Origin of the sequence: uncultured Senegalimassilia sp. (genome assembly GCF_934632265.1) — a bacterium.
Lineage (GTDB): Bacteria > Actinomycetota > Coriobacteriia > Coriobacteriales > Eggerthellaceae > Senegalimassilia.
The window spans coordinates 1-18,663 of sequence record NZ_CAKTYH010000027.1 but is presented as its reverse complement, the minus strand read 5'-3'; the positions used below and the strand labels follow the sequence as shown (position 1 = coordinate 18,663).

Below are 18,663 nucleotides of genomic sequence, written 5' to 3'. Positions count from 1 at the left end.
CTTTTGATGGGGCGGTGCGCTTTGCTCGCTGCTATCTGATTCCCGTGATTCCTGACGTGCCCTGCGCTATTTGAAGAGCGCAGGGCACGTTTGTTTTTTGGCCCTTGCATTGCTTTGCCCTGTGTAGGTGAATCTGCAGCATAAGCGCGCTTGATGCCCCGATTGCCGATTCCTTGTTTTTCGTCTGTGCGGCTATCGCCGCTGGATTTGGCTGGCATTGCTCAGCACGCAGGCCATTCTGCTGCTTCTCATTGCGACCTCATCACTTTATGTGCTTCAGCGGTTGCGCAACCCCTGTGGTCATCGGTCATTGGCGCCGTGATCCCTTAGCGTTCAGGCTGATTAGCTGCTTTTCATCCAGCCCCTATCGTTGCGTGCTCTTCAGTGGAGGCGCGTCTCATGGCTGTCGGCCGTAGATGCTCAAATTACTTGCTTCCATCTGTTTGCCTCGAGACGTCCTCTAGAACCCGCTGTCAGGGTATTTCTCGGATATCTAGTGATTCATCTGGACAAATAGGGAAACCCGATGCAAATGAATATGACAAAGGAATAGCCGATACATACCAGGTAAAGCGCTGTTTTGGCAAGTAATGAACCAAATCGCTTGCGTGGCATGAGATACCGCAAACCCACCAAATCGTTGGCATCGCATGCGACACCGCAAAAGCCCGAAAATGTACCCCTATCCGAGTGCATCCTGGTCCGAATGCGCCCTTATCCGAAAACGTTTCATTGCGCACGAACGCTTGCTAAAACAAAAAGCCCCGCGATCAACCTCGCGGGGCGTAAGTGCCTTGGCAATGCGTGCCAAGCAGATATGTAGCTAAGCCTTACTTGTGGAAGTACCTGCGCTGCTCGTACTTCGGCTCGCAGCAGATGTTGATGCCGAGCGTGCGGTAGAGCTTCTCGTCGGTGGGGCTCAAGATCACGCTGAAGAACGCATCGCAGCCGCGTAGCTGGTCGGCTGCATCCACCAGCTGCTTGGCAACCGGATCGGTTGCGCTGGACACGGAAAGCGCTAGCAGCGTCTCGTCGGAGTGCAGACGCGGGTTCTTCGCGTGCAGCGTGGAAGTCTTCAAGTCGCAGATCGGCTCGATGACCTCGTCGGAGATGACGAACAGATCCTCGTCGACGCCTGCCACGCCCTTGAGCGCGTTCATGAGCAACGAGGAGGCGGCGCCCAGCAGATCCGATGTCTTGCCGGTGACCACGCGACCATCGGGCAGCACCATGGCGCCAGCCGGAGCGCCGGTCGCCTCGGCCTTAAGCAGTGCGGCCGAACGTGCGGGCGAGAAGTTCGTATCCACGCCCACCTGGTTCATGAGCAGCTCAAGGTGCTCGACGTATTCGTGATGCAGGCCGGTGCGGCGCTCGTCAACCGCGGCCTGGAAGTAGCGGCGCACGATCTCCATTTTCGCGGCCTCTCGAACAGCGTCATCATCGACGATGGCCATGCCCGCCATGTTCACGCCCATATCGGTGGGGGACTGGTAGGGGCTGGTGCCCAGGATGCGCTCCATCATGGCTTTAAGCACTGGGAAGATCTCGACGTCGCGGTTGTAGTTGACGGTGGTTTCGCCGTACGCCTCAAGATGGAAGGGGTCGATGGTGTTGGCGTCGTCAAGGTCGACAGTTGCGGCCTCATATGCCACGTTCACCGGGTGCTTGAGCGGGAGGTTCCAGATCGGGAAGGTCTCGTACTTCGCGTACCCCGCCTCGACGCCGCGCTCATGCTCGTGATACAGCTGGGAGAGGCACGTGGCCATCTTGCCCGAGCCGGGGCCGGGGGCGGTGACCACTACCAAAGGATGCGTGGTCTCTACGAACTCGTTCTTGCCGTAGCCCTCGGAGGAAACGATGCGCGCGGTGTCATAAGGATACCCGGCGATGGGGTAGTGCAAGTAGCTTTTGATGCCCAGGCTGTCCAGACGATGGCGAAACGCCAGCGCGTTGGGCTGGTTCTCGAAGCGGGTGATCACCACGCCGGCCGTGGCGAAGCCCATGGAGCGGAAGATGTCCAGCAGGCGCAGCACGTCCTCGTCGTAGGTGATGCCCAAGTCGCCGCGAACCTTGTTCTTCTCGATATCGTTGGCGTTGATGGCGATGATGATCTCAACGTCTTCCGCCATCTGCTGCAGCATGCGGATCTTGCTGTCCGGCTGAAAGCCCGGAAGCACGCGTGAGGCATGGTAGTCGTCGAACAGCTTGCCGCCGAACTCCAGATACAGCTTGCCGCCGAACTGGCCGATCCTTTCACGGATATGCTCGGCCTGCAAAGCCAGGTATTTATCGTTGTCGAAACCGATGCGCATGGGCGCAACCCCTTTCCATGACGGTAGGTTTAACCGAACCAGTATAAGGCTCGCGCGCGCACGCGTGAAGTCAAGCGTCCATCCACACGCGAAAAGCGGACGAAGCCGCCTTCGCCATCCATCTCGTTTCGGTTTCGTTTCCCCTCTGTTAAAAGGCGCGCCCGGCGCTGGGGTGGAAGTTGCGCGGCGCGTACAATAAACCAACGTTTGGAGTTTGCCGTTGGCGTGCTGCAGGCGTATCGGCCTGGGCGCAGCGCGATCGGCGGTGGGGAAATACACTGGTTTCTAAGCGCGAAGGAGAACCATGGCCAAGCATATTTTCGTAACCGGCGGCGTCGTCTCGTCATTGGGCAAGGGCATCACGGCCGCCTCCCTGGGGCATTTGTTGAAGGCCCGCGGCTACAAGGTGACCATGCAGAAGATGGACCCGTACCTTAACGTGGACCCGGGTACCATGAGCCCGTTTCAGCATGGCGAGGTCTTCGTTACTGAAGACGGCCACGAAGGCGACCTTGACCTGGGGCATTACGAGCGATTCATCGATGAGAACCTGTCCCGCGAATCGAACTTCACGCAGGGCTCCATTTACAAGACCTTGATCGCCCGCGAACGCCGCGGCGACTTCCTCGGCGGCACCGTGCAGGTGATCCCGCACGTCACCGAGGCCATCAAGGAGCGTCTGCGCCGCATCGCCGACCAGTCCGGCGCCGACATCGTGATCTCCGAGATCGGCGGCACCATCGGCGACATCGAGTCTCAGCCCTTCATCGAGGCCGCGCGTCAGTTCAGGAAGGAAAAGGAGCGCGGCGACGTTCTTTTCATCCACGTCACGCTGGTTCCTTACATCGCCGCAGCCCACGAGGTGAAGACCAAGCCCACGCAGCATTCCGTCAAGGAGCTGCGCTCCATCGGCGTGCAGCCCGACTTCATCGTGTGCCGCAGCGACCACGAGATCTCGGACAAGGTGCGCGAGAAGATCGCCCTGTTCTGCGACGTGCGGCCCGACGAGGTGCTCGCGTGCACTGATAGCCCCTCCATCTATGAGGTTCCCTTCGGTCTGTACGACCAGCACTTCGACGTAAAGGTGCTTGAGCGCCTGGGTCTTCCCGAGCGCCAGATCGATCTGACCCCCTTGCGCTCGTTCGTGGATGCGGCCGCCCATGTGGAGCATGACTGCGACGTGGCAATCGTGGGCAAGTACACCAGCCTGCCGGATGCCTACCTGTCGGTCATCGAGGCGCTGCACCATGCCGGCGTGTACAACAACACCCAGGTCAACGTGCACCTTATCGATGGCGAGGAGCTCAACGACGGCAACGTCGAGGAGGTGTTGGGGGCCATGGACGGCATCCTGGTGCCCGGCGGCTTCGGCCAGCGCGCCTTCGAGGGCAAGATCTGCGCGGTGCGCTACGCCCGCACCCATGACGTGCCGTTTTTGGGCATCTGCCTGGGCATGCAGGCGGCGGTGTGCGAGTTCGCGCGCGATGTGGCGGGCATGCCCGGTGCAACATCGGCGGAGTTCGACGAGAACGCCGAGTTCCCCGTCATCGACCTGATGCCCGAGCAGGAGGACGTCGAGGATAAGGGCGGCACCATGCGACTGGGCGCCTACCCGTGCAAGGTGGCTCCCGCCTCCATGGCCTTCAAGGCCTACGGCGAGGAGCTCATCTACGAGCGTCACCGTCATCGCTACGAGGTGAACAACGCGTTCCGCGATCGCTTGGCAGAAGCGGGCCTGGTCATTTCCGGCGTTTCCCCTGATGATCGCCTGGTCGAGATGATCGAGCTGCCCGAGCATCCGTGGTTTGTGGCAAGCCAAGGCCATCCTGAGTTCAAAAGCCGTCCGACCAGGCCACACCCCTTGTTCCGCGACTTCGTCGCCGCAGCACTGGAGCATCGCGAGTAGTTCGGCAGGTTCCGGGGTTCGGGCTAAACCGGTTAAAGGTTTACATAATGTTGTTGTTGCGAAAAGGCCGCCGTATCGGGCGGCCTTTTCCGTAGGGTGCGGTATACAGGGATGAACCGATAGGGAAGGAAGCGCTTGTGGACGAGAGCATCGATACCGACGATCTGATCGATTTGGCGGCGGAATACATCGCCTACCTGCGTATCGAGCGCGGCAGCTCGCCGCGCACCATCGAGGCATACGAGGCGGACCTGGAAACATATCGGGACTTCCTGTCCTCGCAGGGCATCGAGAAGCTCTCGCAGGTGTCGCGCGAATCCATCGTGGCGTATCAGGAGCATCTGTTCGCGCAGGGTTACGCCGCTTCCACGGTGTGCCGCAGGGCATCGGTGGTGAAAGGTTTTCACCGGTTTTGCGTGGCCGAGGATTACACCGAAAGCAACCCCGCAGCGGGCCTGCCGCTGCCCAAGACGCCGGAGCGCCTACCCGATGTTTTATCGATCGACCAGGTGCAACGCCTGTTCGAAGAGCTTGAGGGGCAGGAGGGCGGCCCTGCGGCCTTGCGCAACCGCGCCATGCTCGAGGTGCTTTACGGTTGCGGTTTGCGCGTCAGCGAGCTGTGCGGCCTCGATCTGCCCGACGTGGTGCTCGACCAGGGCTATCTGCTCGTGCTCGGCAAGGGCGGCAAGCAGCGCATCTCCCCGATATCCGGCGCGGCGGCAACCGCGTTGGCCGATTACCTGGAGAACGCGCGCCCGCAGCTGACCAAGCCCTACGCAAAGCCCACCGACGCCGTGTTCCTCAACGCCCGCGGCGGCCGTCTGACGCGCCAAAGCGTGTTCAAGGTAGTTGCGCGCGCCGGCCTTGCCATCGGCGTGGACAACCTGCATCCGCACACGCTGCGCCATTCGTTCGCCACGCATATGCTGCAGGGCGGGGCGGATCTGCGCGTTATCCAGGATATCCTCGGCCATTCCGATATCTCCACCACGCAGGTCTACACCCACGTCGATCGCAGCCACCTGCGCGAGGAATACCTGCACGCGCACCCGCGCGCGTAAAGGTTGGGGAGCGAAAGCGTTCGCAACCGTATTCAACCGGTCCCGTTATCGGTTACAGACGGTTACCGGTATCATTTCTCGCGATGCGTCGGCGGACAACGGACAGCGCCTTGCGCAGCGCGGCAGCAGCCACCGCGCCAACGCCTCCCACTTCGTCCCACTCATCCCACATCGCCCCACGCCACCGAATCCGCACAAATGCAATCCCACTTCATCCCACCCCATTTTTGCCCAAACGCAAATCTATATATTGTGGTTGGCGAACCACCTTGCGCACCATATGGAAACCACCCCCAAAACCACCTGTTTTACGAATGAATCACGGAGGTTACAAGGGGTCAACGCCTGTGCGAAACCGCCCAAAACGTGCCGCAAGATGTTGCGAAGTGGGATGAAGTGGGGTAGAATCCCAAACACCGAACGGAACAAACGGAAAGCAGCGGAAGGAAGGCATGGCAGAAGGCGTCGACAAGCCGATCGACATGAACGGCTCCTACCGACACAAGGTAGACGCCAAGGGCCGTATGTCCCTGCCCGCCGCGTTTCGCAAGGTCCTTTCGGAAGATCTGGTGGTAACCCTCAGCCCCGATGACGAGTGCCTGTACGCATTCGAGCCTCAGGCGTTCGAGGAGTGGATCGTGTCGCTGTTCGATAGCAAGTTCGGCGGTTACGACCCCACGTCCAAGGCCCACGTCGGCTTGCGCCGCAAGCTGAAGAGCCGCGCCAACAACGTCAGCGTCGACAACGCCGGACGCATCGGCATCCCCGCCGAGCTGCGTCAGAAGGCGGGCATCGACAAGGACGTCGTCGCATTGGGTAATACGGGCTACTTCGAGATCTGGGACGCAAAGCGCTTCGATGAGCAGGATGACGACATCGACTTGAGCGTGTTGTTCAGCTAATCGGAAGGCGTGAGCGAATTGGCAAACCAAGAGTTTCGGCATATACCGGTCCTGCTCCCCGAGTGCCTCGAGCACTTGAACCTCAAACCGCAGCAGACGTTCGTGGACGCAACGCTCGGCGGAGCAGGGCATTCCTTCGAAGTTGCCCAGCGCATCGGATGCGGGGGCACCCTCATCGGCATCGATCAGGACGACGTGGCGCTTGCCGCGGCCGCCCGCAAACTCGGCTCGCTGCCCGATGAGCTGCGCCCGCATCTGGAACTGGTGCGCAACAACTTCGGCAACATGGACGAAGCGCTTCTGAGCGTGGATGTTCCCGGTGTGGACGCGTTTTTGTTCGACATCGGCGTATCCTCCGTTCAGATCGACACGCCATCACGGGGCTTCTCCTTCAAGGAGGATGGCCCGCTTGATATGAGGATGGATCCGGGGAAAAACACCCTAACCGCAGCAGAGGTCGTGAACACCTACAACGCAGCAGACCTCACTCGGATCATCCGCTCCTACTCCGATGAGCGGTGGGCCAGCCGCATCGCGGACTTCATCGTCCGCGCCCGCGAGAAGGCCCCGCTTGAAACGAGCGCGCAGCTGGTCGACGTCATCAAGGCGGCCATCCCGGCAAGCGCGCGCCGCGCCGGCGGACACCCCGCCAAGCGCACGTTCCAAGCTCTGCGCATCGAGGTCAACGGCGAGCTCGACGTTCTGAAAAGCGGCCTGGAAGCTGCCATCCGCTGGGCGAACCCCGGCGGGCGCATCTGCGTGATCAGCTACCACTCGCTCGAGGACCGTATCGTCAAGGACATGTTCCAAAGCTTTGCGAACCGTTGCACCTGCCCGCCCGATCTTCCGGTGTGCATGTGCGGCAAGGAGCCGATACTCAAGGTGCTTACCCGAAAGCCCATCGTGCCCACGGCCGATGAGATAGCGCGCAACCCCCGCGCCCGCAGCGCCAAGCTGCGCGTGGCGCAGAAGCTGTAGCGCAGCACGACAAAAGCAACAACACGACAACCGAGCGAACCCGTTCGCGCAACGTGCCACCGTAAACGAAGCAGAAACACGAAAGGAGGTGGAGCATGAGCGCCCAGCCCGCGTATTCCCTGTATCCCGAACGCGCCGTCGAGCGCGCCCCGCGCACGCGCATCTCCGTCGTGCCCGGACAGCGCACCCGCTCCGCCGCTCCCGCCTCCACCGTCACGCCCGGCCTCGTTCTGAAGGCGGCGATTATCGTCATGGCGGTTTTGGCCCTGGTATGCATCGCAAGCCTCACCCTTTCGGCGGCCACCGTGACCACCTCCATGCAATCCCAGGCGCTTTCCAGCCAGATCGATGATGCCCGTGCGCAGGGCAGCTCGCTCGAGGTCACGCAAAGCCTGCTTTCCAACTCCACCCGCGTGCGCATGCAGGCCGAGAAGCTCGGCATGGCGGCGCCTGCGGAAGTGGGTACCATCAACATGCCCGAAGACGTGGTTTCCACCAACGACGATGGGTCGCTTTCCCTGTCCCGCAGCGTGGAGACCGCCACTACCGCCGGGGAGTAGCCCGTTATGCAGAACCGAAACCGCCCGCCGCGCAACGACGGCGGCGCCCGCGATGCCCAGCGTCGCGCGAACAACAGCAGATCCGGCCGTTCGTCAGGCCAACACGCAAGCCGCACCGACGCCCGCAGCGCATACCGCTCCGGGCGTCACGGCGCTTCGGGGCAGAGCCGCTCCCGCACCGCGCGCACCGAGCGCGATGCGCGCGCGTCCCGGTCGCGAAACGGCGTATCCGGCCGCAAGCCCGCCCAGCCCAGATCGGGCGTTGCGGGCTTCCTCGCGTTCCTCGACGCCGAGCGCGCGTTCGCCCCGCTCGTCCTGTTCGCCCTCATCGTCGTGCTGTTCTTCGGCAAGCTCGTGTGGTTGCAGGTCATCAAGGCCCCCGAGTTCACCGACCAGGCCCAGGCGCAGCGCACGTCCAAGATCGTGCTCGAGCCGCGCCGCGGCACCATATACGATCGCAACGGCGTGGTGCTCGCCACCAGCGTCGACGCCACCACCATCTACGTCAACCCCGCCGAGGTGAGCGACCCTAACCTCACCGCGGGCATCCTGGCGCAGGTGCTCGGCGGCGAGGCGAAGGACTACCTGGAGAAGGTCACCGCCAGCGACACGTACTATTCCATCATCAAGCGCAAGGCCGATACCAGCGTCGGCGACGAGGTCAGGGAAGTGGCCTCCGAGCGTGTCGAGGAAGCGCAGAACAAGGAGACGGCAGACGCGAAGGCGGCCGGCCGCAAGGCCGAAACCATCGCCTCGGGCATCCACTACGTCTCCGAAAGCCGCCGCGAGTACCCCAACGCCCAGGTGGGCGGCCAGGTGGTCGGCGCGTGCAGCATCGGCGTGGATTCGGACACGAACCGCGAATACTATTACGGCATCTGCGGCCTTGAGGCCCAGTACAACGACGTGCTCTCCGGCACGCCGGGCTATATGGAACAGGAATACGGCCAGACCGGCCAGCTCATCCCCAGCGGCACGCACGAGAAGGTGGACGCCATCGACGGGCAGGATATCGTCGTGTCCATCGACATCGAGCTGCAGCGCCAGGTGGAGGATTCCCTGACGTCGGGCTGCAAGGGCCTCAACGCCACGGGCGGCTCGGCCGTGCTCATGGACGGCTCCACCGGCGAGATCTACGCCGCCGCATCCCTTCCGCTGTTCAACCCCGCCGATCGAAGCGAGGTCAAGGAAGGCGCCATGCAGCTCAAGTGCGTGACAGACCTGTTCGAACCCGGCTCCATCTTCAAGTCGGTCTCGGCCATGGCCATCCTTGAGACGGGCACGCTCACGCCCGATTCCGAGCTGTTCTGCCCGGCCTCGATCACCGCCGACGGCTACACCATCTCCGACGCTCACGAACGCGGCGACGCCACGTTCACGCTGCGCCAGATCCTCGACCAGTCCTCCAACGTCGGCATCTCGCTTGCCACGGAGAAGATGGGCTTCGAGGAGCTGTACAACCACATCGTCCGCTACAACCTGCACTCCGACACCGGCGTGGACTATCCCGGCGAAGGGGAGGAGGGCACCGACGTGCTCGGCATGCTCGCGCCCTACGACCAGTGGTCGGCGGTCCAGGCGTACAACGTCTCGTTCGGCCAGGGCGTGTCGGTCACCCCGCTGCAGATGACGCGCTTCTACGGCGCCATCGTGAACAACGGCGTGGAATGCGTGCCGCACTTCCTCATCGGGATGCCGCAAAGCGGCACCACGCCCACCTACGACACCGAGCAGGTCATCGACAACACCGACGCTCTCGGCGACATGCAGTCGATGCTTAAGACCGTCGTCACCGACGGCACGGGTCAAAAGGCCGCCATCGACGGGTTCAACGTAGCCGGCAAGACCTCCACGGCCGAGATCTACGACGAGGAGAACGGCGGGTACCGCAAGAACGTGTACAACTTGGCGTTCACGGGCTTTTTGGCGGATTCGTCAAGCAAGCTGGTGTGCTTTGTGGGCGCAAATGAGGTTCCTGGGGACGGTGTCGTCACGCCTATCTTTAAGGATATAATGACTGCAGCAATCGATCGATTCGGGATTACGTCTGAGTGAGGTATCCAAATGGGTAAGACCTGCACCGAACTGTTTGAAGGCATGGACTGCACCATCATCGGCAACGCGCAAGATGAGGTTGAGGGCATCGCCTATCGAAGTGATAAAGTCAAGCCCGGCGACGCGTTCTTCTGCATCGTCGGCATGAAAACCGACGGCCACACCTTCGCCCAGGACGCCATCGACCATGGCGCGAAGGTGCTCGTGGTGGAGCGCAAGGTCTATCTGGCCGACGCCACCGACGTCACGGAAGTGGTCGTCTCCGACACCCGCAAGGCCATGGCCGAGGCGTCAGCGCGCTTCTACGACGATCCGTCGCGCGCGCTTTCGCTCGTGGGCGTCACGGGCACGAACGGCAAAACCACCACCACGTACCTGGTGGAGCATATCGCCCGCGTGGCGGGCAAGCGAACGGGCGTCATCGGCACCGTGGGCACCGTCATCGGCGATGTACATGAGAAGTCTTCGCACACCACGCCGGAATCGCCCGACCTGCAGCAGCTGCTCGCCCGCATGCGCGACGCGCGCTGCGACGTGGTGGCCATGGAGGTCTCCAGCCACGCGCTCGACCTTGAGCGCACGTACGCCTCTTCGTTCGCGGTCACGGCGTTCTCCAACCTGACGCAGGACCATCTCGATTACCATCACACCTTCGAGGCCTACTTCGAGGCGAAGGCGCGCCTGTTCAGCAAGGATTACCCTGCCCGCCGCGTCATCTGCATCGACGACAAGTGGGGCAAGGAGCTGCTGCGCCGCTGCTCGGAGGCCGGCGACAGCGTGGTCACCACGGGCTTCGATCGCTCGGCGCTCATCCATCCCAAGGATGTCCAGTACTATCCCGCGCACACCTCCATCACGCTCAACGTGCGCGGCTCCTACTATGAGTTCGACTACCCGCTCGTGGGCAAGTTCAACGTCGAGAACATCATGTGCGCGTTCGGCATCGGCATCCAGCTGGGCATTCCCGTGTCCACCATCATCGACGCGCTCAGCGAGGCCCCGCAGATCCCGGGCCGTCTCGAGCGCGTGCACACGCCGCATGACGGCGGCGTGTCGGTGTTCGTGGACTACGCGCACACCCCCGATGCCCTGGAGAAGGCCCTCGGGTCCATCATGGCGCTCACGCCCGGCCGCACCATTTGCGTGTTCGGCTGCGGCGGCGACCGCGATGCCTCCAAGCGCCCCATCATGGGCCGCGCCGCGCTTGCGGCCGACCATGCCGTGGTCACGTCCGACAACCCCCGCACCGAGGATCCCGATGCCATCATCGCCGATATCGTGGCGGGCATGGGGCAGGGCGAGGGCCGCTTCGACGTGCAGCCCGATCGCCGCGCCGCTATCGCGCACGCTATCCAGCTTGCAAAGCCCGGCGATTCCATCCTGGTGGCCGGCAAGGGCCACGAGGACTATCAGCTGGTAGGCAAGGAAGTGCTCTCCTTCGACGACCGCGTCGTCGCCCGCGAGGAGCTTGAACGTGCATTCGGCGAAGGAGCTTGTGAGTAACCAATGCGTTTCACCATCGACGAAGCCGCCCGTGCCACGGGCGGCTCCTTTTCCATCGACCCTGTAAACGATCAGACGGAGATCACCAGCTTGACCTGGGATTCACGCAACGTGAAGCCCGGGGCACTGTATGTCGCGCTGCCCGGTGAGCGGGTGGACGGGCATGCGTTCGCCGCCGCCGCTGTGGCCTCCGGCGCGGTGTGCGTGCTCGCGCAGCGCGCGCTCGACCAGGCTTCGGCTGACGAAATCGCAGCTGCCGGGGCCGCCGTCATCCAGGTTCCCGATACTCAGGCCGCCGTCACGGCGCTTGCGCGCGCATGGCGCGATCGTCTTGAGGGCCGCGTCATCGGCATCACCGGGTCCACAGGCAAGACCACCACGAAGAACCTCGTACGCGACGTGCTTGCCGCCGCTGGCAGCGTGTGCGCCACGAAGGGCAACCAGAACAACGAGCTCGGCGTCCCCAACACCGTGCTGGCCGCCCAGGCCGACACGGAAAACGTCATCGTCGAGATGGGCATGCGCGGCCTTCATCAGCTCGAGGAGCTGTGCGGGTTCGTGCGACCGCAATGGGGCCTTGTCACCAACGTCGGCGAAAGCCACATCGAGCTCCTCGGCAGCCGACGCAACATCGCCCGCGCCAAGGCCGAGCTGCTCGAGGCGCTGCCCGCAGGCGGCATGGCGTTCGTTAACGCCGCAAACGACATGACCCCCGAGCTGCTCGAGTTCGCCGACCTGGATTCCCGCGGCGTCACGTGCGTGCTCTACGACGGCACCGTTGAGGCCGCCGAGCGCCGTGCGGCCTTCTCCGCCGCCGATGCGGCGCGTCCGGCCGTGTGGTCCGAGGACGTGCGCCTCGATGCGGCGGGCTGCCCGCGTTTTGCGCTGTGCGCATCCGGATTCGACGGCATGGCCGAGCCCGTGCGCGTGGATTGCGCGCTCGAGCTGCGCGGCATGCACAACGTGTCCAACGCCTGCTCCGCAGCTGCCGTCGGCTTCGCCGCCGGCATGGACGCCGCGCAGGTAGTCGCGGCGCTCTCGGGTGCCAAGCCCGAGGCGGGTCGTCAGGAGGTCATCGAGGCGCCGGGCGGTTTCACCGTCATCAACGACGCTTACAACGCGAACCCCGATTCCATGCGCGCCTCGCTCTCCACGTTCGCCGCGCTCGACGTGGCCGGCGCACGTATCGCCGTGCTCGGCGATATGGGCGAGCTCGGCTCGTTCGCGCCGCAGCTGCACGAGGAGGTGGGCGCCTTCGCGGCTTCGTGCGGGCTCGACCGCCTCATATGCGTCGGGCAGCTTGCCCAGGGCATCGCGGCCGGCGCGCAAAAGGCCGGCATGCCGGCCGACCGCATCGCGATGGTCGCGGACGGCGCCGCCGCCCTTGCGGACGTTCGCGAACACGTTGCGCCCGGCAGCGCGGTGCTCGTGAAGGCCTCGCATTTCATGGCCCTTGAGAAAGTGGTAGAAGGATTGGTTGAATAGCTATGTTGGATATCTTCGAGTCGTACCCCACGTTTCTGGTGTTCGTGGCCATCGTGGTCGCCATCGCGGTCACCATGGTGCTCATGCCCGCGTGGATCAAGTTCCTCAAGTCAAGCCATATCGGCCAGCAGGTGCGCGCCGACGGCCCTGAAAGCCATTTGGTGAAGCAGGGCACGCCCACCATGGGCGGCGTCATCATGCTCGTCTCCGTCATCCTCACGGCGCTCGTGGTGGGCCATCCCACGCCTGAAACGTTCGCCTTGCTCATCGCCACCGTGCTCACGGGCTGCCTGGGCCTCATCGACGATGCCGAGAAGGTCGTCAAGGAGCGCAGCCTGGGCCTTACCCCGAAGGCGAAGCTGGTCGGCCAGTTCGTCATCGCCACGGTGTTCGGCCTGGTGGCCGTCAACGTGATGGGCATCGCCCCCACCGTCGAGATCCCGTTCATCTACACGTTCGACCTGGGTGTGCTCACCACGCATTTCGGCGCCGTGGAAGTGCCGTGGCTCTATATCCTGTTCGTGGACATCCTGCTCATGGGCATGTGCAACGCGGTCAACCTCACCGACGGCCTCGACGGCCTGGCGGCGGGCACGGTCATGATCGTCATGATCGTCATGGCGGCCATCGCATATCGCTCCGACATGCTCGACTCCGCCATCTTCGCCGCTGCACTCGCCGGCGCCTGCGTCGGCTTTCTGTGGTTCAACTCCTTCCCCGCAGACATCTTCATGGGTGACACTGGCTCGCTTGCCCTTGGCATGGCGCTCGGCTGCCTTGCCGTGTTCACCAAGTCCGAGTTCATCGTGCTCGTCATCGGCGGCCTGTTCGTGGCCGAGGCCCTGTCGGTCATGATCCAGGTGTTCTACTACAAGAAAACCCATAAGCGCATCTTCCTTATGGCCCCGCTCCATCATCATTTCGAGAAGAAGGGCTGGTCCGAGACGAAGGTCGTCGTGCGCTTCTGGATCGTCTCCGGCGTGCTGGCCGCGCTCGGCTTCGCCGTGTACTTCGCAGAGACTTTGATGGCGGTGGCATAGGGTATGGAGAACCAGAAGATGCTTGCAGGTAAGAAATACGCTCCCGAAAGCTTGGGCCGCGTCCTCGTGCTCGGCCTAGGCAAGTCCGGCCACGACGCCGTGGAGTACCTCATGGCGCAGCTCGGCGCCCGCGTGGCCCAGCTGGCCGTGTTCGGCGGGCAGCCTAACGGCGCCTCCGACGCGTATGCGGGCCAGGCGCGTGAGCGCGGCGCCATCGTCGAGTTCGGCGAGGGCGCGGTCGAGCGCTTGGCCAAGGCCTGCGGCGGGCGTTTCGATCTGTGCATCGCAAGCCCGGGCATCTCCGAGTTCTCCGACCTGTACCGCTCCGCTGCTGCCGTAAGCGACGAGGTCATCAGCGAGGTCGAGCTTGCGTGGCGCGAGTCCGACGAGTCCAGCACGTGGGTAGCCGTCACGGGCACCAACGGCAAGACCACCGTAACGGCCCTTACCAACCACCTGCTTTGCGCCGCGGGCATGGCAAGCGCCGCCGTCGGCAACATCGGCGACACGTGCATCTCCGCCGTGGCCGCCGGGCAAACCGACGTTTACGTGGCCGAGGTGTCGTCGTATCAGCTTGCATCCACGAAGCTGTTCGCTCCCAACGTGGCCGTGCTGCTGAACATCACGCCCGATCATCTGCATTGGCACCATACGCTGGACAACTACGCGGCAGCCAAGATGAAGGTGCTTGCCAATCTGTCCCAGGTTCCCGGATCGGTCGCGGTCATGGACGCTTCCAACGACGTCGTTCGCGCCGAGGTCCGCCGTCTGCGCAACGTTGCCGGCGGCTGCGGCTTCGCCGTCGTGCCCATGGGAACGGCCGAGGGCCTGCAGGGCGACATGCGCGCCCGTTGCGGCTCCGACAACGCCGCGTTCATCAACGGCGAAGGCGTGCTCACCGTGGCGCTCAAGGGGCAGGAGCACGCGCTTATCAACGCCGACCGCCTGCGCATCAAGGGCGCGCACAACGCCGGCAACGCGCTTGCCGCCGCCGCTGCGGCCCTGGCTGCCGGCGCATCCGATGAAGCCGTGTGCGAAGCGCTCGCCACGTTCAGCCCGCTCGAGCACCGCATCGAGCCCTGCGGCACCGTGCGCGGCGCTGAATGCTATAACGATTCGAAGGCAACCAACGTCGACGCCACGCTCAAGGCGCTGGCGGCCTTTCCGCATACCCGTCCCATCGTGCTGCTCGGCGGCGACGACAAGGGCACCGACCTGGCCGAGCTGGTCGCGGCGGCCCATGCCCATACGCGTGCCGTGGTATGCTTCGGTGCCGCCGGGGCGCGCTTCTCCCAGGCGTTCCAGGACTGCTGCGCCCAGGCGCCGGCAGATTTCCAGTTGCTCACGGCGAACAATATGGAATCCGCGCTCGATGTCGCCCTCGAACAGGCCAAGGCCGGGGAAGTGGTGCTGCTTTCGCCCGCATGCGCGTCGTTCGACGAGTTCCACTCCTTCGAGGAGCGCGGCGAGGTCTTCAAGAAGCTCGTGGCCGATCGCGCCGCCGAGCTTGGCGCGTAAGGGCGGTTTTGCATGGCTTCCGCGCGCAATAGGCGCTCCGACGCCGAGTCGGTCATCTGGCCCCAGGTGCTGCTTGTGGTCGCCGTGGTGGCGCTCACCCTCATCGGCTTTGTCATGATCTACTCGGCCTCGCAGGTCACCATCCTCTCCGAGGCCGCCACGCATTACTATGCCGACACCGAGGCGGGCCAATACCTGCGCGACACCATCTCGTATTCGGATTACATCGCGCAGCAGAATCCCTCGGCGAAGCTCATCAGCCAGTTCGTCTACTCCGTGGCCGGCATCATCATCGCCGTGGCCATCTGGTTCATGCTGCCGCGCAGCGGCTGGAAGAGCGCCATCGTCAAAGGTTACTGGGGGGTGTGCATGGCGCTGCTCGTCATCACGTTCGCCTTCGGAACCGCCGCGCTCGGCGCCCAGCGCTGGATCGTCATCGGGCCCTTTTCCCTGCAGCCCTCGGAGTTCGCCAAGATAGCCATCGTGCTTATGGCGGCAAACCTCATGGACGACCTCAACGAAGGGGCCGAGTTCAACGCCACCATGATCAAGGCGGCCATTTACGTGGCGTTACCCACGTTGTTTTTGCTGTTCACGCAATCGGACCTGGGAACCACCATCATCATCTTCGTGGGCGTGTACGCGGTGCTGTGGTTCGGCGGGGCTCCTTGGAAGCTCATGCTCGCCATCGCCGGCGCCGCCGTCCTTGCGGTCATCGCCATCGTCGTGTTCGGCTCGGGCTATCGCCAGGACCGCTTCGTGGTGTACAACCCTTGGAACGATGGCGAGGGCGGCAAGGGTAACGGCTACCAGACCATCCATTCGTTCTACGCGTTCGCCGAGGGCGGCCTGTTCGGCGTGGGCCTGGGCAACTCCAGCGAGAAGTACGACTACCTCCCCGAGGCCGAGACCGACTTCGTGTTCTCCATCATCGGCGAGGAGTTCGGCATGCTCGGTGCCCTTGTGGTCATCGCGCTGTTCTGCTGCATCCTGTTCGCCGGCATGCGCATCGCGCGCGCCGCGGCAACGCCCAACGAGCGCATCGTGGCGGGCAGCGTCACCATCATGCTCGTGTTCCAGGCGTTTTTGAACATGGGCTGCGTCATCGGCCTCGTGCCCACCACGGGCAAGCCCCTGCCGTTCGTGTCCGCAGGCGGCTCGTCGCTGATCGCATCCCTCATGATGGTCGGCATCATATTGGCCGTTTCCCGAAACGCCGACGCCACCACCGTCTACGACCGTCGCCGCGCGAACCTGCGCGTTGTGCGCGCGGTCGAAGATGACCCTTACGGCCTCGACGACGCCCCGCGCGGCCGTGGCCGCGCCGATTCGCGCACGCGCGCCCCGCAAGGCGCGCGGCGCCGTCAAACGCATTCTTCATCCCGGAGGTGACATCATGCGCATAGTCCTTACCGGCGGCGGTACCGCCGGCCATATCAATCCGGCCCTCGCGCTGGCCGATGTTCTGCGCGAACGTGGGCACGAGGTGCTGTTCGCCGGCACGCCCGGCGGCATCGAATCGCGTCTCGTTCCGGCGGCGGGCATCCCGTACAAGGCCTTCGAGGCCGCCGGGTTCAACCGCAACCATCCGCTCACGCTGCCGAAGGCCATCATGAAGATCCAGCGCTCCACGAAGCTGGCGCGTAAGTGGTTTACCGAAGTTCATCCCGACTGCGTTGTGGGCTTTGGCGGCTATGTCTGCATCCCGGTGGCCCGCGCCGCCGAGCAATGCGGCATCCCCGTGGTGGTCCATGAGCAGAACTCGGTCATGGGCATGGCGAACAAGTACCTGGCGCGTCGCGCCCGTGCCGTTTGCCTGACCTACGACCACGCCGCCGAGGCGCTTTCCGATCGAAGCCGTGTCGTGCTCACCGGCAACCCCGTGCGCGCCAGCGTGTTCGCCGCAACGCGCGCCGAGGGCCGTGCCGCTTTCGGCGTTCCCGAGGATGCGCGCATGCTCCTTGTCACCGGCGGTAGCCTGGGCGCACGCCATCTGAACGCAGCCATCGTGCAGCGCAAGGATATGCTGCTCGGCTATCCCGACCTGCATATCGTGCACGTCACGGGCCCGAAGGAGCTCGACAGCGTCGCTGAGCAGCTCTCTTTGACCGATGAACAGGCCAAGCGCTGGCACCTCATGGGCTACACCGATCAGATGGGCCTCGCCATGGCCGCAGCCGACGCCATCGTCAGCCGTGCAGGCGCCACGTCGCTCGCCGAGATCTCGGCGCGTCATATCCCGGCGCTGCTCGTGCCGTTCCCGTACGCCACCGAAGATCACCAGACCATGAACGCGCGCGCGTGCGTGGAGGCGGGCGCGGCCTTCCTCGTGGCGGATGCCGACGTCGAGGGCGCCCAGTTCACCGACTATCTCAAAACCCTCATCGAGGACGAATCGGCTCGTCAGCGCATGTCCGCTGCGGCGGCAGCTGCGAAGACCCGCGATGCGGCGGGGCTTCTCGCTGATGTAGTCCTTAAGGCGTGCGAATCCAAGTCGGCGCAATAGGGTAAGATAATAGAGTTTGAGCAAGCTCGGGCGGCGTCGCTCGCCGCCACGAGCGCCCGCAGACGAAGGGCCTCGGGCGCGACGAGACGCACCACGCTCGCGCCCGTCTCGACCCACGCGCCCGCCTCGCTCGGGAACGCCTCGACGAGACCGTCAGAGGCCGCCCGCACGGTGACGACGCCGTTCGTCTCCTCCGCGTCGCCGACCAGCGCCTCGCGCTCGGCCTTCTTCACCGCACGTTCGCTCGCGAGCGGCGCGTTCTTCGTGCCGAGCTTTCGGTAGACGTCCAGCCGCCTTTCGAGAACGGCGAGTTCGCGGGCGCGGGCGGCGAGGTCCGGCGACGTGACCGTGAAGAGCGCCTCGCCCGCCTTCACGCGCGCGAGCGGCTTCACGAGCAGGGCCAGCCGCCCCGCGACCGGCGTCGCAACCGTCCGGCGCGCGTCCGGGGAAAGTTCGTAGCGCCCCGTGAACGCCACGGTCGAGGCGAGCCGCCGCTTCTCGGGCCGGACCGTCTTCAGTCCCATCGCCTTCTGCACGGCCTCCGCCACCTCCACGGCCTTCACGCCCTTCGCCGCCGGGCCGTGGCCCGCGTGGTCGTGGTCGTGCGCCGCGTGGTCGTGGCCCGCATGGTCGTGGTCGTGCGCCGCTTGGTCGTGGTCGTGCGGCTCCACGGCGAACGCCCCGAAGCACAGCACGCCCGCCAACGCAAAGATCGTTTTCATCATGGTCATTTCCTTCATCTTCCTTTTCGTTTTCAACGTTCATCCTCAACGGCATAGCGCGCAAGCGCCTCGTAGGCCCCGCACACCTCGGCGCGCCAGGCGGCCTCTTCGAGGT

At 64.1% G+C, this 18,663-nt stretch carries 14 protein-coding genes; 12 read left to right on the top strand and 2 right to left on the bottom strand.

Annotation, left to right across the window (positions count from 1 at the left end; translation table 11 throughout):
- Positions 1–830: 830 nt before the first annotated feature.
- Positions 831–2,312, bottom strand: coding sequence for a DUF1846 domain-containing protein (locus Q0H50_RS03500; RefSeq protein ID WP_294419414.1), 1,482 nt, complete (start codon positions 2,310–2,312; stop codon positions 831–833).
- 304 nt (positions 2,313–2,616) lie between these two features.
- Here Q0H50_RS03500 and Q0H50_RS03495 point away from each other — a divergent pair, with 304 nt between their 5' ends.
- The 12 genes from Q0H50_RS03495 to murG all read left to right on the top strand — a co-directional run bounded on the left by Q0H50_RS03495 (position 2,617) and on the right by murG (position 17,826).
- The gene (locus tag Q0H50_RS03495; protein WP_294419413.1) at positions 2,617–4,218 is read left to right on the top strand and encodes a CTP synthase; all 1,602 of its coding nucleotides are present in this window, start codon (positions 2,617–2,619) and stop codon (positions 4,216–4,218) included.
- Between the two features lie 137 nt (positions 4,219–4,355).
- Positions 4,356–5,279, top strand: coding sequence for a site-specific tyrosine recombinase (locus tag Q0H50_RS03490; protein WP_294419412.1), 924 nt, complete (start codon positions 4,356–4,358; stop codon positions 5,277–5,279).
- A 452-nt stretch (positions 5,280–5,731) separates the two neighbouring features.
- Entirely contained in the window at positions 5,732–6,181 is a 450-nt protein-coding gene (locus Q0H50_RS03485; RefSeq protein ID WP_294419410.1) for a division/cell wall cluster transcriptional repressor MraZ, read from the top strand.
- Positions 6,182–6,199: 18 nt separating this feature from the next.
- The gene (gene rsmH / locus Q0H50_RS03480; RefSeq protein ID WP_202898054.1) at positions 6,200–7,159 is read left to right on the top strand and encodes a 16S rRNA (cytosine(1402)-N(4))-methyltransferase RsmH; all 960 of its coding nucleotides are present in this window, start codon (positions 6,200–6,202) and stop codon (positions 7,157–7,159) included.
- A 95-nt stretch (positions 7,160–7,254) separates the two neighbouring features.
- Positions 7,255–7,719, top strand: coding sequence for a hypothetical protein (locus tag Q0H50_RS03475; RefSeq protein WP_294419408.1), 465 nt, complete (start codon positions 7,255–7,257; stop codon positions 7,717–7,719).
- Positions 7,720–7,725: 6 nt separating this feature from the next.
- Positions 7,726–9,774: a penicillin-binding protein 2 gene (locus tag Q0H50_RS03470; protein ID WP_294419406.1), complete on the top strand. Its 2,049-nt coding sequence runs from the start codon at positions 7,726–7,728 to the stop codon at positions 9,772–9,774.
- A gap of 9 nt (positions 9,775–9,783) precedes the next feature.
- The gene (locus Q0H50_RS03465; RefSeq protein ID WP_294419404.1) at positions 9,784–11,277 is read left to right on the top strand and encodes a UDP-N-acetylmuramoyl-L-alanyl-D-glutamate--2,6-diaminopimelate ligase; all 1,494 of its coding nucleotides are present in this window, start codon (positions 9,784–9,786) and stop codon (positions 11,275–11,277) included.
- 3 nt (positions 11,278–11,280) lie between these two features.
- Positions 11,281–12,762: a UDP-N-acetylmuramoyl-tripeptide--D-alanyl-D-alanine ligase gene (murF, locus tag Q0H50_RS03460; RefSeq protein ID WP_294419401.1), complete on the top strand. Its 1,482-nt coding sequence runs from the start codon at positions 11,281–11,283 to the stop codon at positions 12,760–12,762.
- A 2-nt stretch (positions 12,763–12,764) separates the two neighbouring features.
- Positions 12,765–13,802, top strand: coding sequence for a phospho-N-acetylmuramoyl-pentapeptide-transferase (gene mraY, locus Q0H50_RS03455; protein ID WP_294419399.1), 1,038 nt, complete (start codon positions 12,765–12,767; stop codon positions 13,800–13,802).
- 3 nt (positions 13,803–13,805) lie between these two features.
- Complete coding sequence (murD, locus tag Q0H50_RS03450; protein WP_294419397.1) at positions 13,806–15,320, top strand: UDP-N-acetylmuramoyl-L-alanine--D-glutamate ligase; 1,515 nt, start codon at positions 13,806–13,808, stop codon at positions 15,318–15,320.
- 12 nt (positions 15,321–15,332) lie between these two features.
- Positions 15,333–16,712 (top strand): putative peptidoglycan glycosyltransferase FtsW, encoded by a 1,380-nt coding sequence (locus Q0H50_RS03445; protein ID WP_294419395.1) that lies wholly within the window; start codon positions 15,333–15,335, stop codon positions 16,710–16,712.
- A gap of 4 nt (positions 16,713–16,716) precedes the next feature.
- Positions 16,717–17,826 carry an undecaprenyldiphospho-muramoylpentapeptide beta-N-acetylglucosaminyltransferase gene (gene murG, locus Q0H50_RS03440; protein WP_294419393.1) on the top strand — a complete coding sequence of 370 codons (1,110 nt, stop codon included), beginning with the start codon at positions 16,717–16,719 and terminating at the stop codon, positions 17,824–17,826.
- On the opposite strand, the gene Q0H50_RS03435 is transcribed toward murG, so the two are convergent.
- Positions 17,724–18,551 carry an efflux RND transporter periplasmic adaptor subunit gene (locus Q0H50_RS03435; RefSeq protein ID WP_294419390.1) on the bottom strand — a complete coding sequence of 276 codons (828 nt, stop codon included), beginning with the start codon at positions 18,549–18,551 and terminating at the stop codon, positions 17,724–17,726. The genes murG and Q0H50_RS03435 overlap by 103 nt on opposite strands.
- Positions 18,552–18,663: the final 112 nt, after the last annotated feature.